This is a genomic window from Paenibacillus glucanolyticus, from assembly GCF_037333485.1.
Classification (GTDB): Bacteria; Bacillota; Bacilli; order Paenibacillales; family Paenibacillaceae; genus Paenibacillus_AQ; species Paenibacillus_AQ glucanolyticus.
In genome coordinates this window covers 3,680,121-3,706,787 of record NZ_CP147845.1, presented here as the reverse complement: position 1 = coordinate 3,706,787, position 26,667 = coordinate 3,680,121, and the positions used below count along the sequence as shown (strand labels likewise).

The following is a 26,667-nucleotide window of genomic DNA, read 5'->3' as shown; positions in this document are numbered from 1 at the left end:
AGGCTGAATTTCCATGATGTTAAGGGAGTCGCTTGACCGGATTGGGGAAAGTGGGATAGGACTGATCCTAAGGGCGGTTTACATGCTATTGATGCAAACGATATAATTTGAGTGCGACTAGTCCACAACTGGAAAAAAGATAAAGATGGGATGAGAACCAAGTTGAGCAAAGACAATAAACCGCTGTACAGCGTCATTATGGACGAGCTTAAATCGCAAATTTCATCGGGGCGTTACCTTCCGGAAGCCCAGCTTCCGACAGAGGCTGAACTTAGCACCACCTTCGGCGTGAGCCGTATTACAACAAGAAGAGCGCTCGAGGAGCTGGAGCGGGACGGGTTCATCTACCGAATTAAGGGAAGCGGGAGCTTTGTAAAGTCTCGAACCCGGGGCCCTGAGCAGCGTTCCGATGGAACAGAGAAAATGATCTCGCTTATCCTGCCTTCCGAGGACGACCGTGGTACGATGGGTTATATTCGCGGAGCTTCGGACTGGCTAAACGCGAACGGCTATTACTTGAGCATTCACCAAAGCGATTACGACTCCCAGAAAGAACGCGATCTGCTGGAGATGCTGACCCGGAAGGGCATTGCGGCCATCATTCTGTATCCGAGAAACGATCAGACGAACTACGATATTCTGCATCGGCTTTGCCTTGAAGACTATCCGATCATCACCATTGACAAGTATTTCGACAGCCTTCCCTTAGGAGCGGTTGTATCGGACAATTTCAACGGCTCCTACCAAGCCGTATCCAAATTGATTGAGCTTGGACATCGAAAAATCGCCTTTCTGACCGCGGTCAGCATCGAATCCACCTCTTCCGTGCGCGACCGATATTTCGGATACTGCCAAGCGCTTAAAGACCATGGACTTCCTGTAGACAGCAGATACATCAAGCTGAATATGAAGGGATACCGGGAAAAGATTGGCGTCGAACGATTTTATAATGAGCTGCTGGACTCTTACCGGATGGAAGGAGTGTCTGCGGTTCAGACAGAGAACGATCTGATTGCAGCTAATTTGCTGAATCTTTGCATGGAGAGAGGCATCCGTATTCCGGAGGATATTTCGATTATAGGTTTTGATAACAATCCGGTGACGGAGCATGTCATCATTCCGTTGACCACGGTAGAACAGAATTTTTACGAGATTGGTCGTCAAGCGGCTGAAAACGTGGTGAATTGGCTGGAACGAGGGAAGCAGACGCCGAGCAGGATGCTGGTACCGGTCAAGTTAGTGGAGAGAGGAACAACCGCAGTCGCTCCAAAAGGCAACTCGGTTAAGTAGACGGAAGTTTCACAGCTGATTGCTTGGCGGGATGCGGTCCTGTCAGCAGTCAGTTTTTTTATGTGCGTATGATTAAATATCGGATCCCGGAAGGATATCGCATATGCGGGGAAAACGCATATGCCAAGCATTCCCTTTTGTACTCAGCGCTGCCTTCCTATTTCTTACTGTTCTCGGTGTGGAACGAACATAACGTATGCCTCTCATGGGATGAGACAGAGGATTGGGCGGATCGTTTGGGGCTTGCAGCGGTTCCCGTTTTATACAAGGGGATATGGAATGAAGATGACGAGTGACTTGTTCTGCTATAACCGGTTTATAAAGGGAAAGGCGGAGACTTAATGAATTAAGTCTAACTCTGTGACCGAGGATTGGAATGAGGGGACCAGGTTTCCTGAAACAATCCCATTAATCTCCTGCGTGCGTAACACGGGCAGCGTGTTGGGTTCGAAGCACAGGTAAAGTCGGCAGAAAGAAGGCTAGAGCCACTTATCTAAGAAGGTATGCCAACTGATATGCCGGATGGCTGAAAAGTTAGCTATGGTGAGAATGATCTTAGGATCTGACGAACCTCCGAATGTACGGGTCTATATTCATAACATATGGAAACATATGTCCTGACCAATGATCAGGGTGGATGGCGTAAAGTACGATTGTGATCTAGGAAATACGCTATATCGAACTAAGGCGATATCCAGTCCACAGGCTCAAAGGAGGCACCTAAGGCTCAGCACAAATAGCTAGGTCTCAGGGAACAAGGAAAGCAAGGAACGTCGTAATAGCGGACTGCCATCCCAGACGTCTACTATAAGGCAGAACACATGCCGAAGTGTACTAATCCTTGTGAGAGTAGAGGCACGACCGATGAAATACCTGTAATGGGTGTGGAGGAACAGCCTCAAGTCTTTTTAAATTAATATCAATTTTCCAAAAAGTGAATTGCACCGATCAGGTAGGAACGTGGGAAATCTCCTGAAAGAGGTGAGGCCACAATGCAAACTCTACGTTACTGGGACTACTACGACATGACGAGTACCTTTACTGACCTATATGAGAACGCTCAAAAAAGGATAGCTTTTAACAATCTTTACGACCTAATAATAACAAAACAAAATATCCTTTTGGCATACCGCACCATAAAGTCAAATAAAGGCTCGGTTACACCCGGAACAGATGGCAAAACGATTGATAACCTAAAGACACTAACTGATGAAGAAATGGTACTCCTAATAAGGAGAAGGCTACTGAATTATCAACCAAAGAAAGTCAGACGAGTCCATATCCCCAAGCCTAACGGGAAAAAAAGGCCGCTGGGTATTCCCTGTATAACCGATAGAATCATTCAGCAATGCTTCAAACAAGTCATTGAACCCATTGCTGAAGCTTATTTCTACAAACATAGTTACGGCTTCAGACCAGTGCGGTCAGCACATAATGCCCTTGCCAGAGTGCAACATTTAATTAATATGGCGAACCTCCACTATGTTGTAGACGTAGACATACAAGGGTTTTTCGATAATGTTAATCACACATTACTCTTAAAACAGCTATGGAACATGGGAATAAGGGATAAAAGAGTACTGAGAATCATCAGCAAAATGCTAAAAGCTGAGATTGAAGGAGAAGGTACCCCATTAAAGGGCACTCCACAGGGTGGAATTTTATCACCACTATTATCCAATATCGTACTAAACGACTTGGACCAATGGGTAGCTGGGCAATGGGTAAACTTTGAAACACAATATGCGTATGCGGGGAACTTTCACAGAATTAGAGCACTCAAGAAAACCAACCTCAAAGAAGGTTACATTGTTCGATACGCAGATGATTTCAAAATACTCTGCCGCGATTGGAAGACAGCCCATAGGTGGTACCATGCAGTCAGACTCTATCTCAAGGATCGTCTTAAACTTGACATCTCACCCGAAAAATCACAAATCGTGAACCTTAGAAAACGAAAATCTGATTTCCTAGGGTTCACTATATGGGCTGAGAAAAAAGGAAAAAAGAGAGTAGCATACACGGGCATAAACAACAAAAAGAAAGAACAGCTCAAGAAGGAAGCAAAAGATCGAATCAAAACAATACACAAATCGCCCACTGCACAAAATGCACTCTTGTTCAATAGCTTTGTACTTGGAATCCACAGGTACTTCTCACGAGCAACACATGTTAGTGTTGAGTTCGCACGACTTGCCTATGATCTGAAAGCATTCACTTACAATCGTCTAAAAGCAATCGGGAAATATCAACATCCAGATATTCCACCACCAACCTACAAAAAGTTCTACAAGAATAACTACAGAACTTTTAAAGTTGCAGGAGTATTCCTATTCCCTTTAAGAGATGTGAAAACGATGAACAACTTATGTTTTCAACAAGATCTAAACCCATTCACATCTGAAGGTAGAACACTACTTCATAAGAAATTAAATCCGGACATAAATTCTGAGATTATTAAACTCATGAAGTCCAACATCCCGGATCGGAGCATCGAATATCTGGATAACAGGTTGAGTAGATACAGTATGAAGGCGGGGAAATGCGAAATTTCAGGCGTCTTCCTTACCGCTGATGAAATACATTGTCATCACCTTCAACCCCTTCACCTTGGAGGAACGGACATGTACAAAAATCTACGAATCCTACACAAAGATATCCATAAAATAATTCATGCATCAATACCGGAGACGATTGTTAAACTCATGTCTACCATTGAAATTTCTGAATCCATAATTCAGAAGATCAACCAGTACCGTAAAATGAGTAACTTGGAACCTATTGATATAAAAATCTAAAAAGATGGAGCGCCGTGTGCGATGAAAGTCGCACGCACGGTGCGGAGAAGGGGAAAAGGCGGTGATCGTATCAAACCCTTACCTATTTCTATTATATCAGGAACGTTTTCAAAGAATGAGGTGTTCATCATGTAATTCCAGCATGCATTACAATATGTCAGACGAATGAGAATACATAGACCTGGAGCTGCCGTGTAAATCGGGGCTTTTTTTGGCTTTATGCTAAAATTTTTCGTGATTTTAAGAATTGGTTTGTAACAAATGATCGCCTCCAATTGTCTTAACTATAAAATTGAAGAGGTGATGAAGGTGGATCAATGGGATAAAACCTTTGATGTTGTCATTATAGGCGGTGGGCTGGCAGGTCTAACTGCCTCTATTTATTTAGCGCGGTCAGGTCTCTCCGTTCTTCTGGCCGAGAAATCGAATCGGCTTGGGGGACGCGCGATGACGGTGAAGAAGAAAGGGGCAGCCTTGAATCTTGGCGTGCATGCTTTTTACCAGGATGGGGAAGGGGAGGCGGTGTTGAATGAGTTAGGGGTGAAGCTGATTGGAGCCAACCCTCCTCCGCGCGTTGCGGGCATCTGGAATCGTAAAGTGTATGACATTCCTACGGGCCCCGTAAAGCTGCTTACCTCACGTTTACTCTCGTTATCCGGCAAGGCCGAGCTCGTTCGGTTCATGATAAAGCTTGGGAGAATCAAAACGGGGCAGTTGGAACGTCTGACGTTAAGAGAGTGGGCGGAGCGGGAAATTAACGACCCGATGATCCGGCACATCGTCTACTCGATCTGCCGATCCAATTCCTTCGTGCCCGATCCCAGCCTTCATGGGGCAAGAGAGGCTGTACGTCAACTGCAGCGTACGTTTGCGGGTAAAGCGTTTTATCTCGATGGGGGATGGGTATCGCTCATCAACGAACTGGAAGCGCAGGCTTCGCGAGCAGGCGTTGTCATGGCAACCGGACTGGGTGTTGCTGAGGTTGTTCAACACGAGTCGGCGTGGATCGTTCATTTTTCAGACAACCGAACGACTACTGTTCCAAACGTGATGATGACAGGAAGTCCTGAACAAGCATGCAAGCTGGTAAGGGGCGCGGAGAAGACGAGTCTGCTCCGTTGGAAGAACGAGACTCGGCCCATGGCAGCTGCCTGCCTGGATTTAGTGCTTCGCCGGTTTCCGAATCCAAAAAACCGATCTTACATTGCCGGTTTCTGGCTGGATGCGCCAATTTTTTATAACAGTCCTTCATCTGTAGCCAGATTGAATGATGATGGAAGCTTTATCATTCATCTCGTTAAGCAGCTTGGTGAACACGCTGGGAATCCGCAGGATAATGAGCAGCAGCTTGAGGCAGCGATGGATTTAATGCATCCGGGATGGCGAAGCGAGGAGATTGCGCGGCAGTATCTGCCAAGAATTACGGTCGTTCATGATTTTCGTTCCACCGACAAGAGTGATCCCCCTCCGGGTCCGGCAGTACCGGAAGTGGAAGGGTTATATGTGGCAGGAGATTGGGTAAGCCATGGAGAAGTATTGGCGGACGCCGCGTTCGCAAGTGCCAAACGAGCGGCACATGCTATTATTAAACGCAATGATGATGAACGCAGGACTGGGGTGAGCCGCAATAGAAACCGAACATTGGTATAACGAATGGAGGCATCTGCTATTTTCTTTGTCATATCAGATGATGGGCAGTGTTATGGATGCTGAGGACATCGTGCAGGACGTATTTCTTTCGCTTGAAGAAGGGGACGGTACGCAAATTCGTAATGCCAAATCCTATTTGTGCAAAATGACGGTCAATCGATGTCTCAACAAGCTGAAGTCGGCCAGCAGGCAGCGTGAGACGTATGTTGGTCCCTGGCTTCCAGAGCCTTATGCAGCAGTTAGCGATGATCCTATGGATCAGTACATTATTAAGGAGTCACTAACAACCGCCTATTTGCTCCTTCTGCATCAGCTTTCAGATATGGAACGAATCGTATTTCTGCTCCGAGAGGTATTCACCCTGCCGTTTAGCGAGATCGCCACGATTGTTGGCAAGAGCGAAGGAAATTGCAGACAGATTGATTACCGGGCACGCCGAAGTTTGGCGCAGCAACCGGAAACGCGGTCTGAGGTGAGAGCTGTGGGTGTGCGTCATGTCGAGACCTTCATTCAGGCACTTGCGACGGGCAATATGAATCTACTTCTGGATATTCTGAAGGTCGATGCCACTCTATACACCGACGGCGGTGGAAAAGCGCAAGCCGCTCTCCGGCCGATTGTCGGTTCCAAAATCGTCGCTCGCTATTTCGAGGCGATTCGGCCTAAAGTACCGCAGGATTTCGTATGCGAGCTTCGTGAAGTGAACGCTCTTCCGGGTATTGTTATCAAGACGGGTCCCTTTACATTTTCGGTTATTTCGATACAGATTGAGAATGATCTTATCTCCAATGTTTATATTGTCATGAATCCCGAGAAGCTGCTTCATTTTAATCTGTAAGATGCAATCCCCAAAAAACTGGTTGAAGAGGCCCTCAGCGATTTTGCTGCAAGGGTCTCTTATTTCATAATATCTATCTATTAATGGGAGAGGAATAAATATTTAGTAAAAAAATTACAATTCAGTATAACTTTTCTCTGTTTATAAGCGTCTATATTACAAGAAGGTCAGTTGTGCCAGGTTTCAGCGGGAACATCTTAAATGTGAGAATTCCTGTTGTCCTGTTACAATATAAAAATTTTAGCACTCTTTGCTTAAGCTAAGGGTAAGGCGGACAACTCGTGATTACATAATCGGATTAGCTTTACAATTAGCTAGACTGAGAGTCACGGGAGGGGCTGGATTTTAGTTGAAACGAAAGTTGAAGTCAGCATTTGTTGCCACTGTTGTTGCCTGTTCCACGTTATTAATGTCTACACAAGCTTTCGGAGCAGAAGTCATGTTCACGAATTCCACAAGTACCAATAGCTCGTTTGACCGCGGCGGCGCCGCCGACTATGCAGAAACATGGGCAACACAAGCGAATCCTAGTTATGCTAATTATGGGAGTAACAGCGATGGAGGAGATTGCACTAACTTTGTATCCCAAGCATTGTATGAAGGAGGCGGACTGCCATTTAATGGAACCAAAGGACAGAATAGAAATACGGTGGATTGGTACTATTATGGCCCTCATGTTCCGCCGTCTACAAATCCAAGAACTTCTTCTTGGACGGGGGCACATCAATTCAGAGAGCATTTTGCAGTTATAAACGACCAAGGTGGAAAGAAGGCCTACAGGGCAACCAAATACACGTCGCAGGAATTAAGCAATAACTTCCAACCCATCTACAATGAGTTGTTTCGGGGAGATATTGTCCAACACGTGAATTCAGCCGGACATACGATCCATTCACAAATGGTAAACGGTTATGGACCTGGAAACGATCTCAAGGTTGCACAACATTCTGTTAGCAATGGAACATGGAACAAGGATATCTCGTTAAAATCTTATGTCGCTTACGGTTCGTGGATCGTATCCATCAAAATCAAAAGCTAAAGGAGCTGAGAAAAGTTGAAGAAAAACACGTGGATCATTCTGTCTGTCTGCAGCGTTTTGGCCATTGGAGGTTTTACATGGGCTAACATGAACGCGAATAAGGTTGATGCAAACAGTCCGAACCTGCAAGAGAAGGTTTCCTATGCACACGAAAGCTATGAAGCACAGAAAAAAATTGCGGATGCACCTGGAGCCACAACAGAGGATGAACAGAAGCTTAAGGAGCTGGAGAGCAGGGCTGGTGAATTAGACAATGAACTCCATCCACAAAGCGCCCTTGATGAATTTAACGAAGTTTTTGCAGGTTATAAAGACCTGTACGCAATTGAAAGTGCTTATTATGCGGACCAGCAGAATTCTGAAGACCCGCTCGTGCAGCGAGTTTTGAAAGAGCTGGAGAAAAAAGGAGAACTGATAACTCAATTTGAAAACCTGGCCACAAACCAGGCATTGAACAAATCTGATGCTGGCGAATCCCTATTGAATCAGTTCATGGCAGCAACAAGTGAACTGAATCAAGAGTTGTACCCGGAACAATAACTTGCCTGCAGATTTACAGGCCTTTCTGCGCGATTCGCAGTAGATGCAATATCTAGTGGTTCTGGTTCCATTATGCTAAGATGAGAGTTGCTCATGTTGGGTTCTGCTGTACAATGGGTGTGTGATAACTCCCATTGTACACCAATCCAGCATGGGCCTTTTGTTTTCTTACGTGTCGCAGCGTTTTTTTTGAAATTGAAAAGAGGGATGGCGTTAATGGAAGGCTTGTATTCATTCATGCTTCTTACGATTATGGTGGTTCAATGGATCCAGTATAAGGTCACGGATGTTGGGGAAGAAGAAATGCGTGATACACCTGGGTATAAACGGTATCTTATTGGTTCTTGGATTTTAATGATTGTAATCATAGCATTAATATGGATGATCGATCGAAGCGAACCTTATCCGTTATGGCCGTTCTTAGTGACCTTGGCCTTCTGCTTTCGTGGTTACATGGAATGGAAGCATATTCCGGAAGCGAGGCGCCACCGGGTTTCCATGATATTGGCAACAATCTCATTTTCGTTCACAGGGTTGATGATATTAATCCTTTTGTTAAAATATTAATTCTGGATTATAGGGGCAGGGAACCATGAAAAATATATTCAATCCTACGGATATGACCGAAATACTGAACCGAATAGATCGTTTAAGCCCGCTGTCACAGCCGCTATGGGGAAAAATGAATGTAACGCAAATGCTGGCTCACAACTCCGCGTTCCAAGACATAGCCAGCGGCATCACAAACCTGCCAAGAGGCTGGTTGGGTATGGTCGTTGGAAGGTTTGCGAGGCCTGTTTTATATAATGAGAAGCCAGTACCCCGTAATATGTCCAGCATTCCGGAAATATTGATTGCAGATCCAAGAGATTTTGAAACGGAAAGAGAACAATTGAAGGAGAAAATTATATCATTCCAACAAAATGGACCTGAGAAATGCACATCGCATCCCCATCCATTTTTCGGTAAACTGACCCCGGAGCAGTGGGGAAAAGGAATATACAAGCACCTGGATCATCATCTGAAACAATTTGGTGTGTAATACATAAAAAAACCGCTTACTCGCGAGATGATTTGGAGTGCTGGTCTGGATCATTCTTCGCCAGCTTCTCCACTTGATCGAGCACGAATATCGCATCCCCCACCCAGACCTTATTCAATTGATCCAAATACTCGTAGCCGCTATTAATAAGCGGAAAGAAATAAACCACGCGTCCATCAGGGATCAATACCGATAACAATATACCCGTGACTTGCCAGCTGCTCGATTTGGAAGGTGTTCTGGTTCTTGACGCCGTTAAAGCCATGCGAGAACAGAAGCACAGGATAGGCAGGCGCCGTATCCGAGAGTTCAGTTGCTTCTACGGCACGCGTTTTGATCAAGCCAAGGTTTTTGAATAACATTTTAGGCATATGAAGCGCTTGGCTGTATCCATCTTCAAAAATATCGGGGTAAGCGTCGTAAGGTGCCTTGTTGCCTTTGGCCGATGGGCTGGCCGGATACCAGATCTGTACCATTAACTCACGCTTATTGTCAGGTTCCGCGGTGTTCAATTCCTCTCGCATCTCATCCTTCCAGTCATAGAGGAAGCAGGAGTTGGGGCGCTAGTTATCCTTGAGAGGTTATAGGGCATGGTTTGAATTGGATATAATTCGCCAAGTTCGGGTTATCCTAACCTCAATGAGTCTTGAACGCGTTCAAAATGCCCGGGGAAGGGTAATCATGAATAATTCCAAGACAATGCAGGAGGTTTGAGCATGAAACAAACAAACGGTATGTCCGATGCTGCGATTCTCGGGATGGGTACGGCATTGCCGAAACATTCCGTAGCACAATCGGATATTGCAGAATTAATTGCATCTACGCTGCAGAACAGATCCGATCTGGCGCGCTTCGCCCGAAGAGTATTCAGATCCTGCGGTGTCGAGACACGCTATACTTGCGAATCGAACTATCTGGATCCATTGGAAGCATGCCGTTATCTGCCTTCCCATGACGAGTCAGCCGTTCCGACAACAGAGGAAAGAATGGATAAGTACAAGAGAGAGGCACTCCCGCTTGGCTTAACAGCAGCCGAGAAGGCTCTGAAAGATGCCGACATGGCACCGGATCGGATTACACATCTCATTACAGTCAGCTGCACGGGTCAATATCAGCCGGGATTGGATGTTATGCTGATTCGGCATTTGGGATTGTCTCCGCGCGTCAATCGTCTGCCGCTGATATTTCAAGGATGCGCCGCTGGACTTAAAGCGATCCAAATGGCGCGAGATGTCGTTCAAGGAGCTCCAGGGTCGCAAGTACTGGTCGTATGCGTGGAGCTTTGTACTCTTCATTTTCAGCCGGTGAAGGAGAGAGAAGCGTTATTTGCAGCCTCGTTTTTCGGAGACGGCGCCTCCTCCTGTGTCATCGGCCCTCCTGAATCTCATCACCAGCATTATCTGAAGCTGGGTTCAGGTTATTCTGTTCTGCTGCCGGATTCAACGGAGGATATGACATGGGAGGTGGGCAATACCGGTTTTGATCTCTTTTTATCTCCCCGTATTCCGAAGCTGCTCGGTGCTCACCTGGAAGAAGAGCTGCGTGTATTGCTGGAGGGGGACAAGCTCCCTGAACTCTGGGCCATCCATCCCGGCGGACGGGGCATTGTGGATTCCGTGCAGGAAGTTATGCGCTTAAGCGATGAGCAGACCCAATACAGCAGAGAGATTTTAAGAACCGCGGGCAATTTGTCATCGGTCACCATTATGTTTGTATTGAATGCCATGCGCCAGGACATGAAGGCGCAGGATCAGACGTTCACGGAAGGTGTAGCCATGGCCTTCGGACCCGGCCTGACAGCAGAGCTCATGCGTTTTAACTATGTAAAGGCTTACTCGTCATCGGTTAAGGAGCAGGACCATGTCCTTCTTTAGAGCTTTGTCCTCGCGGGCACAGGAAGAAGAGCTTATGGATGATTTCTCCATGGGAGGGGAAGAGCTGAGCGAAGCACTTCAGCATTTAAGGCGGCTGAACAAAATATTCGCGGCACCGGGACCCACCCTGGCCGGTGTGGAAAAGTTATGGAAAACGATGGGTAGTCCTGGAACCCTTAGTGTTTTGGATGTGGGTGCGGGATCGGGCGATGTTAATCAGAAGCTGCTGCAATGGTCGGATCAACAGGGCATCGAGCTAAAAATAACGCTTGTCGATATGACAGAGGAGGCATGCGACGAGGCCAAGCAGCTATTCCGGGATGAGCCGAGGGTTGATGTACGGCGTGCTGATGTCAAGGAACTGCCGGCTGCATCGGCAGATATCGTGACCGGTTCCCAGTTCGTCCACCATTTTAATGGGCAGCAGCTGATTGATATCGTGTCGCATATGCTGAGAGCCTCGGTTCATGGAGTCGTTATCAGTGATATCCATCGCCACCTGGTACCCTACACGGCCGTATGGATTACTACGCGGATGATTTCGCGCAATCGTTACATTCGGCACGATGGTCCGCTTTCGGTTGCCAAGGGCTTCAAAGGAAGGGATTGGAGAGAGTTAAAGAAGCAGCTTAACCACGAAACGATGACCTACGAATGGAAGCCTTTGTTCCGTTATTCCGTCGTGATTCCAAAATCATAAAACGAAATTGTCACCTAATGAGTAAAAGGCAACGTGCTAATGAAAGAGTGAAAAGGTGGTGTTCATACATGTCGAAGGAAATGGATGTCATCGTCATCGGAGCAGGAATTGCAGGCAGCAGTTGTGCGCTGCAGCTTGCCAAGCAAGGTCACCGTACTCTGCTGCTGGATCGTCAAGAATTTCCACGCCATAAGACCTGCGGTGAATTCATGTCACCCGAGACCAGGGAAATGCTTGAATACTTGGGTATCCATCTGCTCGGACATGAGGTTAACCCCGGCACCATGGAGCATGCCAGAATCATCATGCCTCAAGGCGGCGAGATAACAGCTCCATTACCCGGGCAAGCCTATGGTATCAGTCGTTATGTTTTGGATGCTCTATTGCATGAGAAGGCATTGGAAGCGGGTACGCATATTGCCACCAAAACAACCGTAATGAATATTCAGAAGGTGGAGCATCAGATGTATGAAGTAGAAACGAGGCAGGGGAATGAGCGTTTTCGATATCAGGCCAAAGCTGTAATCGGCGCATACGGTACAAAAAAGCCTCGTGGCGTTACGGCTTCCGATGATAATCGGGATGATACCGTATATGTTGGTGTGAAATCCCACTACAGCGGAATTACGCTGCCTCCTCGGGTCGAACTGTATTTTTGCGAGGGTGGTTATGTCGGGATGTCGCCGATCGAGAATGGAGCGGTCAATGTTGCCGCATTGCTGACACTGGACGCAGTACAAGGGAGTGGGAAATCGGTTCCGGAAATTCTGCACGCTGCTTCCCTGACGAACGGAAGACTAGCCCAGCGAATCGCCGCTGGGACGCCTGTTCCAGGAACCCAGGTATCGATTGCGCCGCTCCACTTGTCGGACACGCCAGAGCCATGGTCTGAATATCCGCATATCGGGGATGCGCTGCTTATGCTTCCGCCTCTGTGCGGGGACGGGATGTCCGTTGCACTGCGATCTTCGCTGTTGTGTTCTCACTGGACCGACAAGTACCTCAAGGGAGAACTCAGCTATCTTGATTGGCAGAAGGAGTATACCAAGGAGGCCAATGATACCTTTACGCAGCTGCTTCGAAGGGCGAGAAGAATTCAGAAGCTCGCTTTTGCCAAAACCAATCGGTTCTACCCTGGCATTACACGGATGATTCCTGGACTGGCGTCCTATTTAGTGAAAGCAACCAGGTTATCCGAATCAGGCATGAGTACACGGTAAAAGCCGCGTTTTAGCGGCTTTTTTATTTTTTTATTTTCATATGTCGCCGAACTTCAATTTCAACATTCTAGCGAATCATAACTTAGTTTGTTTATTGACAATAATAAGACGTTATAATATTATGTCTATAATTTAAAAGACAAAAGTCTGATTTGTTTATTTAAAATGGAGGTGGAGTGTCGTGCAGGGGGAACATCCTATATCAAACCCGAACGAGCTTATCCGAAGCACACTTGATTTTCAGTTTCAAATATCATGGCAGATGCTTAACATTCATCTCACTGGGCTGCAAGACGAAGAGTTTCACTCGCGACCTGCTATGAAGGGACTTCACGTGTATCACGAATCTGGAGTTTGGCGTACGGATTGGCCGGAAACCGAGGAGTACGAGATTGGCCCGCCAAGTATATCCTGGCTAACATGGCATATCACATACTGGTGGTCCATGGTTTTGGATCATTCGTTTGGCAGTGGAACCTTGACTCGTGAAGAGGTCCTGTCTATGGGGAACATACAAGAGACCTGGGATAGGATTAACCGGTTAAAGGACGAATGGGAGCGTGAAGTGGCTGGGTTACCGGGGGAAGCGCTGCTTTCCATGGAACGAACACGATGGCCCTTCGAAGATAGGCCATTCCATGAGCTGCTCGCATGGCTCAATATTGAACTTATGAAAAATGCGGCCGAGATCGGTTACTGCCGATTCCTGTATGCTGTTAGCAAAAAATAATACAATTCATGGACCCATTACATCGTATAATGAAAATGAAATCGGTGCGAATGGAGATGCATCGTGCCAATAAGAATTGATTTTTAGGGAGGTTCTTGAATGCGCATACAATATGATCGGTTTCCGGGCGGCGCAAAAAAAGCATTGACGCTTAGTTTTGATGATGGGCGTGAATATGATCGGAGATTGGTAGAAAAGCTGAATGATTACGGGATACGCGGTACGTTTCATTTAAACAGCGGAACACTCGGGAAGGAAGGGTATATCGATGAATCGGAGGTGGAGTCTCTTTATCGTGGACATGAAGTGGCTGCGCATACGGTGGATCATCCCTTCCTGGACCAGACGCCTTTGGAGCAAGCGATAGAACAGATTGTGGAGGACCGGAAAAGGCTGGAATCGCTGGTCCATTATCCGGTAAAGGGAATTAGCTATCCGTTTGGCACTTACAACGATCAAGTGGTCGGCCTGCTGCGTTCCCTTGGCATCGAATATGCCCGCACAGTAAACAGCCACGGCTTATTCCATAAGCCGGATGAGTGGCTTCGCTGGCATCCGACTTGTCATCATATGGAGATGGTGGATTATGCCGAGAAGTTTGTACATATGGAGCAGAGATTTTCACGGATGGCGATTCTGTACGTTTGGGGTCATAGTTATGAATTCGAGAATGATCGGAATTGGGATCTGGTTGATCGATTCGGAGAGAAGATTGCCGGTCGGGACGATATCTGGTATGCCACGAATGCTGAAATTTTTGCTTATTGCCGCGTACTGGAACAGCTTCGCTTCTCAGCGGATAGCCGGATGATCCATAACCCTTGTGCTCAGACCGTCTGGGTTAGTGTAGAAGGAGAGTCCCTGGAAATAAAAGCGGGTGAGATCACGCGGTTTTAAATGTAGCGAATAAGGGCTGTCATGTTGCTTCGTGCAACTCTGCAGCCCTTTATGTATTCTTCTAATTTTCAATAACGACGCGATTCCGTTTGAGCTTCACCGGTTCGGCAATCGTATCGCCCACAGGGCATTTGCTCTCCAGAAATTCCACAAAGGCCTCGACCTTTTCTGCTGGCGAAGGAGTCTTGATGTAAAAAGTGTATCGAATATCGGAGTATCCGGGGCGTACCTCGGATCGGTTGAAAAATCCGTCAAGATCCAGGTCACCTTCCACATCTACCCTGAAATCCTCCAGAACTACATCGAATTTAGAAGCATAAACCCGGGCGACAATGGATTGGCATGCCCCAAGGGAGGCAAGCAATGCTTCGACAGGATTCATTCCGGTGTCAGTTCCTCCAAGGCTTTTTGGCTCGTCAATAACCAATTCAAATTGTCTTACTTGGGTCACAACTCGAACGCCTTCTTCTAAATGGGCAGTTGCTTTGAATGTTTGAACATTTGGCATGCTTTTACACTCCTCTTTGTGAGAACAGTCTCAGTACGGATAGGCAGGTTCTCCATTATTTTAATATATACTATTTAACTAGGTATAGTGAGGATTATAGGTTTGGAATCATCAACTGTCAACACCAATTATGGGTGAGGGAGAGTGAAGCCATAAAAAAAGAGAGTGCTCTCGTAGTTAACGAAAACACTCTCAGCAGTTGCAGAGCTTAATTACCCGTTTGGTTCTGCTGCTTCAGCAAATCGCGGATCTCGGCCAGCAACAACTCTTCCTTGGATGGAGCTGGAGGCTCTTCGGGCTTTTCCTCTTCTTTCTGTTTAAAACGGTTGAGCATACGAATGAACAAGAAGATCGAGAAGGAGACAATCAGGAAGTCCACAACTGTTTGAAGAAATACGCCATATGTCAGCGTTGCATCTCCGATCGTAGCCTTAAGCCCGGAGAAATCCACTCCGCCAAGCAGCAGCCCGATTACCGGCATAATGATATCACTCACCAACGAGGATACGATTTTGCCGAAGGCAGCACCAATAATAACCCCGATGGCTAAATCAAGCACATTTCCCTTGAGCGCAAAGGTTTTAAATTCTTTTAACAAATTCATTTTATTCACCTGCTTTTTAATCCATAATGTGAGGCATGTACCACTTTCGCCACTCGAATTATCCTATCAGCAACTTGCCAAATGCGCAAGATCAAAATGGCAGAAAACTGTAACGTTATCAGGCAAATTCAAAGCCTTTTCTTGAATGATGAACTTAAAAAAGCTGCCGCTGAATGTGGGGGTCAGTCCCGTCCCCCACATTCAGCGGCAGCTTTTTATCTTTCCGGTAACCTTCTTATTATGGTTCCGCTGTTACATCCCCCAGCGATTGGTCAAACGGAGGCCATCAAGCGCATAATTCCAAATGGATATATCATTCGGGCGGCTGTCCGGGACCTGCAGCGTGCAAATACCGTCCATTCCCCAATCGATTTCTTGTACATTCTCCAAATCGAGAAGAGTTTGAAGGAAGAGAACATTACATGTGCCGCGAACTAACGAAGATAACACCGCATGCAGCTCGGCTGCTTCGTCGGCGGTCACTTCCCCCCACCTGACAAATAAAACGGATTCGCTATGTTCAAGAATTCTGAAGAATCGATCGATGCGATGATTGAGTCTTCCTCTGTAAACATCGTACGAATGCATCCAATCCTGGTTAGGCAATACGGGGAAATCATGCACGGATATGATGTTATACCGGGTATCCAGAATAAAATGGGCATCTTGATACACCTGATTTCCTTCAGACAAAACAGCGACTCCATCTTCCAACAAAGCCGAAGTACCCTTGGTCTTCTGCAGCTGCTCCAGATCCATAAATCCAACGAAGCGATTGTCCAATAATCGGCTGACATCCGAAATCGAGTTGGATATCATCCAGTCCAGCGGGAAGGCAAACCTTCTCAGTCCACGTTGCCGCAAATAAAGCGAAGGTCCGCACCAACTGCCCAAGCCGATAATTACATCGTAAGCACCTTTGACGTCTTGCAGTTTCAAATTCGTCACCACACTCTCTTGTCCATCTAATCTATCCTATGCGGCTTGCTTTCACTTCGATTAGATGTTCATAGGTAAGAGGGAGCCCATTCTTATAAGGATTTCTGTTATTTTTGGTCAAGTACGGATGCGTGAACTCTAATTTTGTAGAAATTTATAAAAATAAGCAATTCATAAGAAACTATGACGTTGTGTACATGCTATAATATTCAGGTAGTGACACAGGCGAGTTAGAAAGGGTAGACTGCCTGGCGTATGCGGGCTTGGCATTTATAAGGAATGATACTATAGAACCGAACTATCACAACAGGTATCAGAAACCACTACGATGGAGAGAATTAGGAGCATTGGATATTGGATATTCATTTTACATAAGGGAGTGGAAAGATGATGATTAGCCAACTTGGACAAATTATGTTGTATGTGAATAACCAGGATGAGGCAGTGAAGTTCTGGACAGAGAAGGTAGGATTTCATGTCATTTCCGAAGAAAGCAACGATCAGATGAAATGGATTGAAATTGCTCCTGCAAAGGGCTCGGAAACCAGCATCGTGCTGCATGATAAGGAACTTGTCGCAAAATTCTCGCCTGGCGTAAATCTGGGGACGCCTTCTTTAATGTTTTACACGGAAAATTTCGATGGATTAATGAGTGACTTGTCGAATAAGAATGTCAAGGTCGGTGAAATTGTAAATTTGCCTTCCGGCAGAGTCTTCAATTTTGCTGATGAGGAAGATAACTATTTTGCCGTAATGGAAAAGTAATGGGTTGAAAAAATATAACGGGTATCTGTATAAGAGGCTCGTCCGAGTTCAAGAGTATAGAAGTATGATGAAGTCGCCGGGATCGGCGACTTTTTTTGCGTTCAACGATAAGGGTGGTGCGCAGGAGCACACGCTGCCATTATACTTTCAGACTGTATTCGCTATAATGGATACAGTGATTTAGGAAAGGGATGTAATTATGAAGAAAGTCATCATCATCGGATCAGGGATCCTGGGGGCATCAACAGCATATCAGTTAGCGAGAATGGGAGCAGAGGTCCTAATCATAGATCGTCAGGATCAAGGGCAAGCGACGGATGCTGCGGCTGGCATTATCTGTCCCTGGCTATCGCAAAGGCGCAATCAAGCTTGGTACCAGCTGGCTAAGGCCGGTGCGCGTTTCTATCCCGGGTTGATCCATGAGCTGGAAAGCGAAGGAGAGCCAGATACCGGCTATGCTCAGGTTGGTGCTCTTAGCATTCATGCGGATTTGGACAAAATCAGAAAGATGGAGGAGCGGGCACATCAACGAAAAGCAGATGCTCCGGAAATCGGTGAAATCACCCGGTTGAATGAAACAGAAACCCATGAGCGGTTTCCCTTGCTGGCAGAAGGTTATCAATCGGTTCATATTAGCGGTGCTGCAAGGATAGATGGTCGTGCGCTGCGTGATGCGTTAATCCGATCCGCGCATAGAAACGGGGCTGTCCTGATCAGCGGGGATGCCTCGCTGGTGTATCAGGCAAACCGAGTAACGGGAGTAACGGTCGGGACGGATCGTTTCGAGGCTGACCAAGTCATTGTTTGTGCAGGCGCTTGGGCAAACCAACTGCTCCAGCCCCTAGGTATTCATTTTAAGGTGAGTTATCAAAAAGCTCAGATCATGCACGTGAAAATTCAGGGTGAGCAAGAGACAGGCAGCTGGCCTGTAGTCATACCGCCTACAGATCAATATCTGCTCTCTTTTGATAAACAGAAAATCGTGATAGGCGCGACCCATGAAAATGAAATTGAAGGTTATGATACTAGAGTAACGGCAGGCGGTATGCAGGAAATCCTCAATAAAGGGCTTGAATTAGCACCGGGTTTAGCCGACAGCACTTTTCAAGAGGTCAGGGTGGGTTTTCGTCCGTTTACGCCCGGATTCCTTCCTGTGATAGGCGTTGTTCCGGGCTGGAAAGGGCTTATAACGGCAAACGGACTTGGAGCGTCCGGACTCACCATGGGACCCTTTATAGGAAGCCAACTGGCAAAGTTAGCACTAGGAGACACGCTCGATATTGATCTACATGACTATGATCTGCGCAAAGCGATGGATTGATAGACTAAGGCATCAGACAGCTACTGGCATTGGGCCAGCGCTTCCTTCTCATATCGGCTCTGTAGTGTAGGAAGAGGATTTAGCTCGTGTTTATCGAATGGATATAGGTAGATGATAACGAACTAAGGAGACTGACGCTATTTTTCTTCTATTAGCTCTCATTGGGGTAATCCAATTTGTGAGCAGTGGTTAGTAGCCGCCCAACTGGGCGGCTTTTTACTATTAAGGAGCGTTAGTGACAGTCAGCCTAGACGGTGGTCAATGATTGCTTCAGCCGACTCGTTTTAATTTTACCGAATAAGAACCGTACGAGCGGTCCCATGATAAGGAGCTGAAGCGGGAAAGCAAAAACAAAATTTTTCAAGAATATGGCGAAATAACTTCCAAGCAAGGGCTCTCCTGCGAGGTGATGGGAAAGGTAAGCTGAAACTAATCCATACATAGACATAAAGAAAACCATCCCCGTCACCATACAGAATGACATTGCCAATATCGTAATCATTTTACCGGACTTATGGCGCGTTATCGAAAACACGATTCTCTGTGCTGTTGGACCGACTATAAACAGTTCCAGTAAGAAGGCAATGATAAAGCCCAGTACGAATTGACTGATTATGGCGATGAATGAAACTTCACCAATTAATCCGTTCGTGATTACATTGTAGGAGGTCATCATGATGACCATCCCGATGCACATCATCAACCCAAAATAAAAATGCTCTTTCTTTGTTACTGGCAATTTCATCATCCTCTCTCATTTACCTTTGTAATTATAGAGATGAGGGAAAGTCTCTCGTAAGTGACAGATTTGTGAACGTTTTCTGTAGCCGGATACCAGGTGCGCACTATGAGGGCGATCATCAAGGTGTCTTTTTTTTGTGTTTTCCTATAGAACAGCGGATGAATTAATGGGCATTGAATAGTCCTAAAGTTTCAATAATGGAGCATATTCTGGTTGAAAAGTAATATAAAGAGGAGCAGAAGCCCTCATTGGAATTATGGACCTGCGGCTGATGTGCGGGACAATCATATCGTGATAGGGTAAGAGGCAGGATAAGACCATCATTGTAAGTGGAAACCAGCGATGCGCGTCGGATCCTTCTTTTTTATCAAAAAATGACCGAATTACGATTATGGTCAATCAGTATTGTCTGTGCTTCATTCAGCCCTATCCTAAGGGCAAATACAAAGAGAATTATGGGATAATGGAGGGAAAAACCATGACACAAACGACACCGGTGCCTCAACCTAAAACCTTCGGACCGCTGGGTAATCTGCCCCTGCTGGATTCAGCGGCTCCGATCCAATCGCTTGTAAAGGTCGCCTCGGAATTCGGGCCGATCTTCCAGTTTCAGTATCCCGGGGGGCGCAAGGAGCTGTATGTCTCCGGCCATGAGTATGTTAAGGACGCGTGTGACGAGAAGCGTTTTGATAAACGAATCTGGGCACCACTGCAGAATGTCCGCCCCTTTGCGGGGGATGGATTGTTTACGAGCGCGACGCAGGAGCCCAATTGGAAAAAAGCTCATAACATTCTGTTATCCAGCTTCAGCCAGCGTGCAATGCAGGGATATCATACGAAGATGATTGATATTGCCATGCAGCTTATCCAGAAATGGGCACGGCTCAATCCGGATGAAACAGTGGATATTCCTGCCGATATGACACGCCTGACACTCGATACAATCGGCCTGTGCGGGTTTAATTATAGGTTTAACAGCTTTTATCGCGAAGACAATCATCCATTTATCGACAGCATGGTGCGTTCACTTGATGAAGGCATGAACCAGCTTCACCGGCTGGGCATTCAGGACATGTTCATGATTAAGAAGAAACGTCAGTTTCAGGAGGACATTCAGTCGATGTTCTCGCTTGTGGATGAGCTTATTCAAGAGCGCAAGGCGCATGGCGGCGAGGAGGGAGATTTGCTGGCGCACATGCTGGAGGGCGTGGATCCTGATACAGGCGAGCGGCTGGATCATGAGAATATCCGTTATCAGATGATCACATTTCTGATCGCGGGGCACGAGACCACAAGCGGGCTGCTTTCCTTCGCGATCTATTTTCTGATGAAAAACCCGGATAAGCTGCGCAAGGCGGTAAGTGAGGTGGACCGCGTGCTGAAGGATCCAGTTCCTTCGTATAACCAGGTGCGGGAACTCAAATACGTCCGCATGGTTCTGAGCGAGTCACTTCGGTTATGGCCGACTGCGCCTGCCTTTTCGTTATCTGCAAAAGAGGATACCCGTATCGGTGGAACCTATCCCATTAAGAAAGGGGATAGTGTGACGGTGCTGATTCCCGGACTCCACAGAGACGCGCGCGTATGGGGAGACGATGTGGAGGCATTCGAACCGGAGCGCTTTGAAGATCCGAGCAAGGTGCCGCATGACGCGTACAAACCGTTTGGCAACGGACAGCGTGCTTGTATCGGCCAACAGTTTGCACTCCAGGAGGCCACCTTGGTGCTCGGGTTGGTTCTCAAATATTTTGAACTGGTCGATACCCAGCATTATGAGCTGAAAGTCAAGGAGACACTGACCCTGAAGCCGGATGCATTCCACATTAAAGTCCGTAACCGTAAGGGAGGGGCAGCCCTCTTGATTCCAGGAAGTGTTGCTGTGCCCGAACAGGAACAGAGGGAATACGCCCAGTCCGACAGGATTGCGGATAACGCTCATCATACGCCGCTGCTCGCGCTGTACGGGTCCAACTTGGGCACGGGTGAAGGCATTGCCAGAGAGGTGGCTGATGCAGCCAAGTACCATGGATTCGACAGTCAGGTAGGTGCACTGGACGACTTCGCTGGAAATCTTCCGAAGGAAGGCGCCGTTGTGATTGTAACCGCCTCTTATAACGGTCAGCCGCCCTCCAATGCCAAGGCTTTTATGGAATGGCTGGAGAATGCGGCTGAATCCGAAATACAAGGCGTTCGGTATACGGTTTTCGGCTGCGGGGATCACAACTGGGCCAGCACCTACCAACGGATTCCGCGCCAAATTGACGAGCTGCTGGCAGCCAAAGGGGCACAGCGCCTGCTTGCGCGCGGTGAGAGTGATGCGAGCGGCGATTTTGAACGTGAAGTTGATGAATGGACGGAACATGTATGGCCCGATCTGATGCAGGCGCTGGGACTGCCAGTCATGGCCAGCAGCAAGCCGAAGCGCAGCACCTTGTCTGTTGAGTTCGTTCAGGGAGGGGCAGCCGTTCCACTGGCAGAAACCTATCATGCCGTCACCGGGCACATCGCGCACAGCCGCAACTTGCAGCATGCCGATAGCGGACGCATCACGCAGCATATCGAAATATCGCTGCCGGAAGGAACGAACTATGCAGAAGGCGATCACATGGGCATACTCCCAGTCAATCCGGAGAGTCTGGTGAAGCGTGTGCTCCGCAGATTCCACTTGGATGCCGCGGCACATCTGGTCTTGTCCGTTCAAGGAAGAAGCAGCGCCCATTTACCGGCAGGGGTTCCCGTGCGTCTGGACGATCTGCTGCATCGCAGCATCGAGCTGCAGGAGACGGCCACAAGGGCTCAGATTCGGGAGATGGCAGCCTGTACGGTATGCCCGCCGCATGCCAAAGAGCTGCAGAGTCTGCTTGCGGAAGACACTTATCAGACCGAGGTACGGGCTAAACGTCTCACCATGCTGGAGCTGCTGGAACGGTATGAAGCCTGTGAGTTGCCTTTTGAACGCTTTCTCGAGCTGCTGCCAGCACTCAAACCGAGATATTATTCGATTTCCAGCTCTCCGAGAGTCAGCTGGACCCAAGCGAGTATCACAGTCAGTGTCGTGCGGGAAAGCGCTTGGAGCGGTTATGGGGAATACCGGGGCATTGCCTCCAATTATTTGAGCCAGTTGGAGACGGGCGCAGAGGTGTTGATGTTTATCCGTTCGCCTGAATCGGGCTTTGAACTCCCGAACAACCCAGCCACCCCGCTCATTATGGTCGGGCCCGGCACCGGTGTGGCACCGTTCCGGGGATTCATTCAGGCCAGACAAATCCTTCGGGCAGAAGGACAGAAGCTGGGTCCCGCGCATTTGTATTTCGGCTGCCGGAATCCGGAGCACGATTACCTCTACCGAGAGGAGTTTGAACAGGCGGCCAGAGAAAACCTGGTGACTCTTCATACTGCCTTCTCGAGAGTGGAGGGTACGGAGAAATGCTATGTCCAGCATTTGTTGAGACAGGATGGGGAAATGCTGCTGTCACTGCTGGAGGATGGAGCGAGAATGTACATCTGCGGTGACGGCTCCCGGATGGCGCCTGAGGTTGAACAAACGCTGATTGTATCCTATCAGGATAAATACGGCGTGGACGCGGATGAAGCTGCCTCCTGGTTATCCAGGCTGGAAGCGGAGGGCCAATATGTAAAGGATGTTTGGGCAGGTTGATCTCCGCTGCGAAGGGCAACGACTCTTGACATAACGAGACGAGGCTGTCGAATGCGGTTAGTCAAGGACAACAACGAACAGGTATATGTAGCCGCGATATTCGCGGCTTTTTTTGCTAAACTGAAGAGGAGGAAAAAAGTTCGGAAGAATAAGGGATGCTGCAATTCTTAATTATTGTTTATGATAAGATTAATTTTCGACAGGGACCCGTGCTTTGCGGTTATTGCCAGTTCATCTTGTCGATATCGAAACGATTCAGAAGGAGAGTGTAACTTGTGAGCGAAACCTGTGTACCGACGGGCGTGGGGGTAAAAGAGACCGGCTTTGGATATACGTTGTCCTTAATCGGCGGTAAGTACAAAATGATCATTATGTACTGGCTGTCTGAAAATAAAGTGATGCGTCATAATGAGCTGAAACGAAAAATCGGCACCATATCATATAAAACGCTAAGTGTCATGCTAAAAGAGCTGGAGGCGGATCATTTAATCGTTCGCACGGAATATCCCCAGGTCCCGCCCAAAGTGGAATACACATTATCAGAACGCGGACTTTCGCTCATTCCGCTGTTAAACATGATGTGTGAGTGGGGAGAGAATAACAGCAGCCTGCCACTGGATGCTGCGCAGCGGCAGGCTTCAAATTTGTGTTGAACATACAGCTGGATGAGAGCGATCTTTACAGGCTGTCAATAAAATTCAAGTACTCTCGCACATTTGTCTCCAGATCGCTTGAAGCCGACTCATCATTTATACCAGGCTCCGTTTCTTTACCATAATACGCAAAGAACGAGCGATAATTCGCACGGCAGTATAGGAAGGTTGTTTCGAATGGTGTCAGTAACTGTTCAAGTGTATAGCGATATTTTCCCTCTTCACGATAATCCTCTTCTTTGATCCCGGCTGTTACAGCCAAAGCCGTTTTGCGATCCTTTAATTTATCTCCTCCACCTGAACCATAAGCCCAGCCGTAAGCAAAAACATCGTCAAGCCATTTCTTGAGAAGTGGCGGACAATTGAACCAATAGACAGGGAACTGCAGGACGAGGCTGCCATGCGTTTCAATTAATTGCTGCTCTTTCTCTGCATCAATGTTTCCGTCAGGGTAAGCCTTATGCAGTTCGTGTACCGTATATTTGTCCGGATATTTCTGGAGTTCCTCCACCCACCGCTGATTAATGACGGATGTTTCTATGCTTGGGTGTGTGACGATTACAAGTGTTTTCAATGATTTGTCCTCCTTCAGGATGATTACTTCCTGAGTATAATGGGTGGACTTCGAATACGTAAGTATGCACTTTTACTACAGGTACTTACCAAAATGTGAGTGTTACTCTAAACTCTAGTATTTCTCAATGATCCACGCTTTTAGGTTTTAAATTTATTTATAGTATAATGGTGATTACTCTACAGGATGGATAAAGGAAAAGAGGGACTAGATGCCTACGATACTGGTTGCTGACGATGATCCGAACATTCGCGAGCTCGTCTGTTTATTTCTGAGAAACGACGGCTTCACAACGGTTGAAGCACGGGACGGCAAGGAAGCACTGGCCGTTTACGGTTCAACACCCGTCGATTTGGTCGTGCTCGATATTATGATGCCAATTATGGATGGCTGGACGCTGTGCAAGGAGCTGCGAAGAGCCAATCCGGATCTTCCGCTGCTTATGCTGACTGCAAGAGGTGAGACATGGGAGAAAGTGAAAGGATTCGAACTGGGAACGGATGATTATTTAACGAAACCGTTTGATCCGTTGGAGCTCACGGTTCGTGTCAGAGCATTACTGAAGCGATACAAGATTGGATCCACCCAGACGGTCCACTTTGGCAACATCATCCTGGATCGGCAGACATACAAGGTGACGAGAGGGACAGAGTCGCTCACGCTGCCGCTGAAGGAATTCGAGCTGCTCTATAAGCTCGCTGGAACACCCGGACAAGTCTATACGCGCGAGCAGCTGATTGATCAAATCTGGGGAATTGATTATGCCGGAGATGATCGAACGGTAGACGTACATATTAAACGCCTGCGTGAACGATTCGCGGAAACGCCCGATTTTCGGATCGAGACGGTGCGCGGTTTGGGGTACCGGCTTGAGGTTTACGAATGATCAAAACGTTATATATTCGTGTGGTCCTGACATTTTTGGTCTCTGTCATCGCCGGCACGGTCATTTCTTTTTTTATGTCTACTTTAATATTCGAGGATAAACTGAACGAAAATGCTCGGATCAATTTGCGTAACTTCGCCCAAGACATCGTGCAGATTTACAAGATCCTTCCATTACATGAAGCGGATTCATTCGTAAGCGGAATGAAGCAGCTCGATTCCTATCATATTCGAATTTACGAAGCATCGGGACAGTTCCAGTCCTATGGTAAGTATCATGAAGATCAGCCTGCCGCTGTGTCGACGGAGCAGCTGCAGAAGGTATTGGGAGGAGGCGTTGTTCAGGACACTCCGAATGGTATTGCTACGGTCCTCTTAGGGCTGCCCTTGAAAACGGAAATGGGAACGAAAGCGATGTTTCTGGAAACGCTCGCCCCACCATCCTCCTCTTTTGTTGTCAAGTGGGCGTTGATCTTTGCATCTTGTTCGTTGATTGTAGGGAGCATCTTGATTTTGATTGCTTCTATATTCCTGGTTAGACCCATCAAAAAACTGACAAAAGCGACCAAGCGAATCGCCGCTGGAGATTTTAACGTCAAGCTTAATATCAAGCAAACAGGGGAGCTCGGGACACTGGCCCGTAGCTTCGAGGACATGATGCGCGATCTGCAGCAGCTGGAGCAGATGCGCAGGGAATTTGTGACAAACGTGTCGCACGAGGTTCAATCTCCGCTCACCTCGATATCGGGGTATGCTCAAGCGCTGAAGCAAGTGAATCTCGCCGATCACGAACGAAGTCGTTATCTTGATATTATCATCGCTGAGACAAAGCGGATATCCAAAATGAGTGACAGCCTGCTCAAGCTGAGTGTGCTTGAATCGCAGTCACAGCAGCCCCGGCTGGTCACACTCAGTCTGGATGAACAGATCAGAAGGGTCATTGTGGCCCTCCAGCCGCAGTGGTCTGCCCGCAATATTCATTTTGAGCTTGAGCTGCAGAATGTGAAAGTAACGGCTGATCATGACCAATTGAATCAGGTGTGGACAAATATCCTCAGCAATGGCATCAAATTTTCCAAGGATGGCGGCGGCGTGATTCACGTCAGCATCAAGCTGGATGTCAAAATTGTAATCGTCCGAATCTCCGATACGGGTATTGGGATTCCTCTCGAAGACCAGAAGCGCATATTTGAGCGTTTTTTCAAGGCGGATCGTTCCCACAGCCGCAAGTATGATGGCAGTGGTATGGGACTTGCTATCGTTAAACAGATTGTATCGCTTCATCAAGGTGATATCGTTGTGGAAAGCGAAGTTGGTCAGGGAACGACCTTCATCGTTTCATTGCCAATCACTCCACCCACCGATATTTAGACATACAGGAGAGATGAATGTACAGAACA

At 47.3% G+C, this 26,667-nt stretch carries 25 protein-coding genes and 1 pseudogene; 20 read left to right on the top strand and 6 right to left on the bottom strand.

The window, feature by feature from the left end:
- The first annotated feature begins 162 nt into the window (after positions 1 to 162).
- The 9 genes and pseudogenes from WDY75_RS17440 to WDY75_RS17400 all read left to right on the top strand — a co-directional run bounded on the left by WDY75_RS17440 (position 163) and on the right by WDY75_RS17400 (position 9,197).
- On the top strand, positions 163 to 1,290 hold the full coding sequence (locus WDY75_RS17440) for a substrate-binding domain-containing protein (RefSeq protein WP_063479429.1): 1,128 nt from the start codon (positions 163 to 165) through the stop codon (positions 1,288 to 1,290).
- Positions 1,291 to 1,361: 71 nt separating this feature from the next.
- Positions 1,362 to 1,577, top strand: a pseudogene (locus WDY75_RS17435) (RNA ligase family protein); the annotation flags it as partial.
- Between the two features lie 705 nt (positions 1,578 to 2,282).
- Positions 2,283 to 4,088 carry a group II intron reverse transcriptase/maturase gene (gene ltrA, locus WDY75_RS17430; protein ID WP_006210078.1) on the top strand — a complete coding sequence of 602 codons (1,806 nt, stop codon included), beginning with the start codon at positions 2,283 to 2,285 and terminating at the stop codon, positions 4,086 to 4,088.
- Positions 4,089 to 4,397: 309 nt separating this feature from the next.
- On the top strand, positions 4,398 to 5,738 hold the full coding sequence (locus tag WDY75_RS17425; RefSeq protein ID WP_052649280.1) for an NAD(P)/FAD-dependent oxidoreductase: 1,341 nt from the start codon (positions 4,398 to 4,400) through the stop codon (positions 5,736 to 5,738).
- A gap of 37 nt (positions 5,739 to 5,775) precedes the next feature.
- Positions 5,776 to 6,576, top strand: coding sequence for an RNA polymerase sigma factor SigJ (gene sigJ / locus WDY75_RS17420; protein WP_231888059.1), 801 nt, complete (start codon positions 5,776 to 5,778; stop codon positions 6,574 to 6,576).
- Positions 6,577 to 6,925: 349 nt separating this feature from the next.
- On the top strand, positions 6,926 to 7,615 hold the full coding sequence (locus WDY75_RS17415; RefSeq protein WP_006210081.1) for an amidase domain-containing protein: 690 nt from the start codon (positions 6,926 to 6,928) through the stop codon (positions 7,613 to 7,615).
- 15 nt (positions 7,616 to 7,630) lie between these two features.
- Complete coding sequence (locus WDY75_RS17410) at positions 7,631 to 8,155, top strand: hypothetical protein (RefSeq protein WP_036639511.1); 525 nt, start codon at positions 7,631 to 7,633, stop codon at positions 8,153 to 8,155.
- Between the two features lie 93 nt (positions 8,156 to 8,248).
- Complete coding sequence (locus WDY75_RS17405) at positions 8,249 to 8,722, top strand: DUF4181 domain-containing protein (protein ID WP_231888060.1); 474 nt, start codon at positions 8,249 to 8,251, stop codon at positions 8,720 to 8,722.
- A gap of 25 nt (positions 8,723 to 8,747) precedes the next feature.
- Complete coding sequence (locus WDY75_RS17400; protein ID WP_063479430.1) at positions 8,748 to 9,197, top strand: DUF1569 domain-containing protein; 450 nt, start codon at positions 8,748 to 8,750, stop codon at positions 9,195 to 9,197.
- Between the two features lie 176 nt (positions 9,198 to 9,373).
- On the opposite strand, the gene WDY75_RS17395 is transcribed toward WDY75_RS17400, so the two are convergent.
- Complete coding sequence (locus WDY75_RS17395; RefSeq protein WP_063479431.1) at positions 9,374 to 9,721, bottom strand: hypothetical protein; 348 nt, start codon at positions 9,719 to 9,721, stop codon at positions 9,374 to 9,376.
- 192 nt (positions 9,722 to 9,913) lie between these two features.
- On the opposite strand from WDY75_RS17395, the gene WDY75_RS17390 reads away from it, so the two are divergent.
- The 5 genes from WDY75_RS17390 (at position 9,914) to WDY75_RS17370 (ending at position 14,618) form a co-directional block, all read left to right on the top strand.
- Positions 9,914 to 11,071: a type III polyketide synthase gene (locus WDY75_RS17390; protein ID WP_063479432.1), complete on the top strand. Its 1,158-nt coding sequence runs from the start codon at positions 9,914 to 9,916 to the stop codon at positions 11,069 to 11,071.
- Positions 11,058 to 11,771: a methyltransferase domain-containing protein gene (locus tag WDY75_RS17385; RefSeq protein ID WP_006210088.1), complete on the top strand. Its 714-nt coding sequence runs from the start codon at positions 11,058 to 11,060 to the stop codon at positions 11,769 to 11,771. The genes WDY75_RS17390 and WDY75_RS17385 overlap by 14 nt, the downstream gene beginning before the upstream one ends.
- Before the next feature lie 68 nt (positions 11,772 to 11,839).
- Positions 11,840 to 12,991 carry an NAD(P)/FAD-dependent oxidoreductase gene (locus WDY75_RS17380; RefSeq protein WP_063479433.1) on the top strand — a complete coding sequence of 384 codons (1,152 nt, stop codon included), beginning with the start codon at positions 11,840 to 11,842 and terminating at the stop codon, positions 12,989 to 12,991.
- Positions 12,992 to 13,172: 181 nt separating this feature from the next.
- Complete coding sequence (locus WDY75_RS17375; protein WP_063479434.1) at positions 13,173 to 13,721, top strand: DinB family protein; 549 nt, start codon at positions 13,173 to 13,175, stop codon at positions 13,719 to 13,721.
- A gap of 99 nt (positions 13,722 to 13,820) precedes the next feature.
- Positions 13,821 to 14,618 carry a polysaccharide deacetylase family protein gene (locus WDY75_RS17370; protein WP_063479435.1) on the top strand — a complete coding sequence of 266 codons (798 nt, stop codon included), beginning with the start codon at positions 13,821 to 13,823 and terminating at the stop codon, positions 14,616 to 14,618.
- Between the two features lie 61 nt (positions 14,619 to 14,679).
- Here the strand turns inward: WDY75_RS17370 and WDY75_RS17365 are convergent, their stop codons facing one another.
- The 3 genes from WDY75_RS17365 to WDY75_RS17355 all read right to left on the bottom strand — a co-directional run bounded on the left by WDY75_RS17365 (position 14,680) and on the right by WDY75_RS17355 (position 16,678).
- A complete protein-coding gene (locus WDY75_RS17365) occupies positions 14,680 to 15,126 on the bottom strand; it encodes an OsmC family protein (RefSeq protein WP_006210092.1) in 447 nt (148 codons plus the stop codon).
- Between the two features lie 208 nt (positions 15,127 to 15,334).
- Positions 15,335 to 15,730, bottom strand: a complete 396-nt coding sequence (mscL, locus tag WDY75_RS17360; protein WP_006210093.1) for a large conductance mechanosensitive channel protein MscL — start codon at positions 15,728 to 15,730, stop codon at positions 15,335 to 15,337.
- A 252-nt stretch (positions 15,731 to 15,982) separates the two neighbouring features.
- On the bottom strand, positions 15,983 to 16,678 hold the full coding sequence (locus tag WDY75_RS17355) for a DUF1796 family putative cysteine peptidase (protein ID WP_231888063.1): 696 nt from the start codon (positions 16,676 to 16,678) through the stop codon (positions 15,983 to 15,985).
- 381 nt (positions 16,679 to 17,059) lie between these two features.
- On the opposite strand from WDY75_RS17355, the gene WDY75_RS17350 reads away from it, so the two are divergent.
- On the top strand, positions 17,060 to 17,434 hold the full coding sequence (locus WDY75_RS17350; protein ID WP_172964053.1) for a VOC family protein: 375 nt from the start codon (positions 17,060 to 17,062) through the stop codon (positions 17,432 to 17,434).
- Positions 17,435 to 17,633: 199 nt separating this feature from the next.
- Positions 17,634 to 18,755 carry an NAD(P)/FAD-dependent oxidoreductase gene (locus tag WDY75_RS17345; protein ID WP_063479436.1) on the top strand — a complete coding sequence of 374 codons (1,122 nt, stop codon included), beginning with the start codon at positions 17,634 to 17,636 and terminating at the stop codon, positions 18,753 to 18,755.
- A gap of 247 nt (positions 18,756 to 19,002) precedes the next feature.
- Here WDY75_RS17345 and WDY75_RS17340 read toward each other — a convergent pair whose 3' ends face one another.
- Entirely contained in the window at positions 19,003 to 19,494 is a 492-nt protein-coding gene (locus tag WDY75_RS17340) for a DUF2798 domain-containing protein (RefSeq protein ID WP_040680659.1), read from the bottom strand.
- A 481-nt stretch (positions 19,495 to 19,975) separates the two neighbouring features.
- Between WDY75_RS17340 and WDY75_RS17335 the strand changes: the two genes are divergently transcribed.
- Positions 19,976 to 23,155, top strand: coding sequence for a bifunctional cytochrome P450/NADPH--P450 reductase (locus WDY75_RS17335; RefSeq protein ID WP_063479437.1), 3,180 nt, complete (start codon positions 19,976 to 19,978; stop codon positions 23,153 to 23,155).
- Between the two features lie 275 nt (positions 23,156 to 23,430).
- A complete protein-coding gene (locus WDY75_RS17330; protein WP_006210099.1) occupies positions 23,431 to 23,808 on the top strand; it encodes a winged helix-turn-helix transcriptional regulator in 378 nt (125 codons plus the stop codon).
- A gap of 25 nt (positions 23,809 to 23,833) precedes the next feature.
- On the opposite strand, the gene WDY75_RS17325 is transcribed toward WDY75_RS17330, so the two are convergent.
- Positions 23,834 to 24,382: an NAD(P)H-dependent oxidoreductase gene (locus tag WDY75_RS17325; RefSeq protein WP_006210100.1), complete on the bottom strand. Its 549-nt coding sequence runs from the start codon at positions 24,380 to 24,382 to the stop codon at positions 23,834 to 23,836.
- Between the two features lie 211 nt (positions 24,383 to 24,593).
- On the opposite strand from WDY75_RS17325, the gene WDY75_RS17320 reads away from it, so the two are divergent.
- Both WDY75_RS17320 and WDY75_RS17315 read left to right on the top strand, forming a co-directional pair.
- Positions 24,594 to 25,268, top strand: coding sequence for a response regulator transcription factor (locus WDY75_RS17320; protein ID WP_006210101.1), 675 nt, complete (start codon positions 24,594 to 24,596; stop codon positions 25,266 to 25,268).
- The gene (locus WDY75_RS17315) at positions 25,265 to 26,638 is read left to right on the top strand and encodes a sensor histidine kinase (RefSeq protein ID WP_006210102.1); all 1,374 of its coding nucleotides are present in this window, start codon (positions 25,265 to 25,267) and stop codon (positions 26,636 to 26,638) included. Before WDY75_RS17320 ends, WDY75_RS17315 begins: the two co-directional genes overlap by 4 nt.
- The last annotated feature ends 29 nt before the right edge of the window (positions 26,639 to 26,667 follow it).

What these genes read in the sequence shown, in the direction of transcription:
- ltrA (WP_006210078.1), top strand. Translation starts at nt 2,283, where the DNA reads ATGCAAACTCTACGTTACTGGGACTACTACGACATGACGAGTACCTTT.
- sigJ (WP_231888059.1), top strand. Translation starts at nt 5,776, where the DNA reads ATGATGGGCAGTGTTATGGATGCTGAGGACATCGTGCAGGACGTATTT.
- WDY75_RS17405 (WP_231888060.1), top strand. Translation starts at nt 8,249, where the DNA reads ATGTTGGGTTCTGCTGTACAATGGGTGTGTGATAACTCCCATTGTACA.
- WDY75_RS17400 (WP_063479430.1), top strand. Translation starts at nt 8,748, where the DNA reads ATGAAAAATATATTCAATCCTACGGATATGACCGAAATACTGAACCGA.
- WDY75_RS17395 (WP_063479431.1), bottom strand. Translation starts at nt 9,721, where the DNA reads ATGCGAGAGGAATTGAACACCGCGGAACCTGACAATAAGCGTGAGTTA.
- WDY75_RS17390 (WP_063479432.1), top strand. Translation starts at nt 9,914, where the DNA reads ATGAAACAAACAAACGGTATGTCCGATGCTGCGATTCTCGGGATGGGT.
- WDY75_RS17385 (WP_006210088.1), top strand. Translation starts at nt 11,058, where the DNA reads ATGTCCTTCTTTAGAGCTTTGTCCTCGCGGGCACAGGAAGAAGAGCTT.
- WDY75_RS17380 (WP_063479433.1), top strand. Translation starts at nt 11,840, where the DNA reads ATGTCGAAGGAAATGGATGTCATCGTCATCGGAGCAGGAATTGCAGGC.
- WDY75_RS17370 (WP_063479435.1), top strand. Translation starts at nt 13,821, where the DNA reads ATGCGCATACAATATGATCGGTTTCCGGGCGGCGCAAAAAAAGCATTG.
- WDY75_RS17365 (WP_006210092.1), bottom strand. Translation starts at nt 15,126, where the DNA reads ATGCCAAATGTTCAAACATTCAAAGCAACTGCCCATTTAGAAGAAGGC.
- mscL (WP_006210093.1), bottom strand. Translation starts at nt 15,730, where the DNA reads ATGAATTTGTTAAAAGAATTTAAAACCTTTGCGCTCAAGGGAAATGTG.
- WDY75_RS17350 (WP_172964053.1), top strand. Translation starts at nt 17,060, where the DNA reads ATGATTAGCCAACTTGGACAAATTATGTTGTATGTGAATAACCAGGAT.
- WDY75_RS17345 (WP_063479436.1), top strand. Translation starts at nt 17,634, where the DNA reads ATGAAGAAAGTCATCATCATCGGATCAGGGATCCTGGGGGCATCAACA.
- WDY75_RS17335 (WP_063479437.1), top strand. Translation starts at nt 19,976, where the DNA reads ATGACACAAACGACACCGGTGCCTCAACCTAAAACCTTCGGACCGCTG.
- WDY75_RS17320 (WP_006210101.1), top strand. Translation starts at nt 24,594, where the DNA reads ATGCCTACGATACTGGTTGCTGACGATGATCCGAACATTCGCGAGCTC.
- WDY75_RS17315 (WP_006210102.1), top strand. Translation starts at nt 25,265, where the DNA reads ATGATCAAAACGTTATATATTCGTGTGGTCCTGACATTTTTGGTCTCT.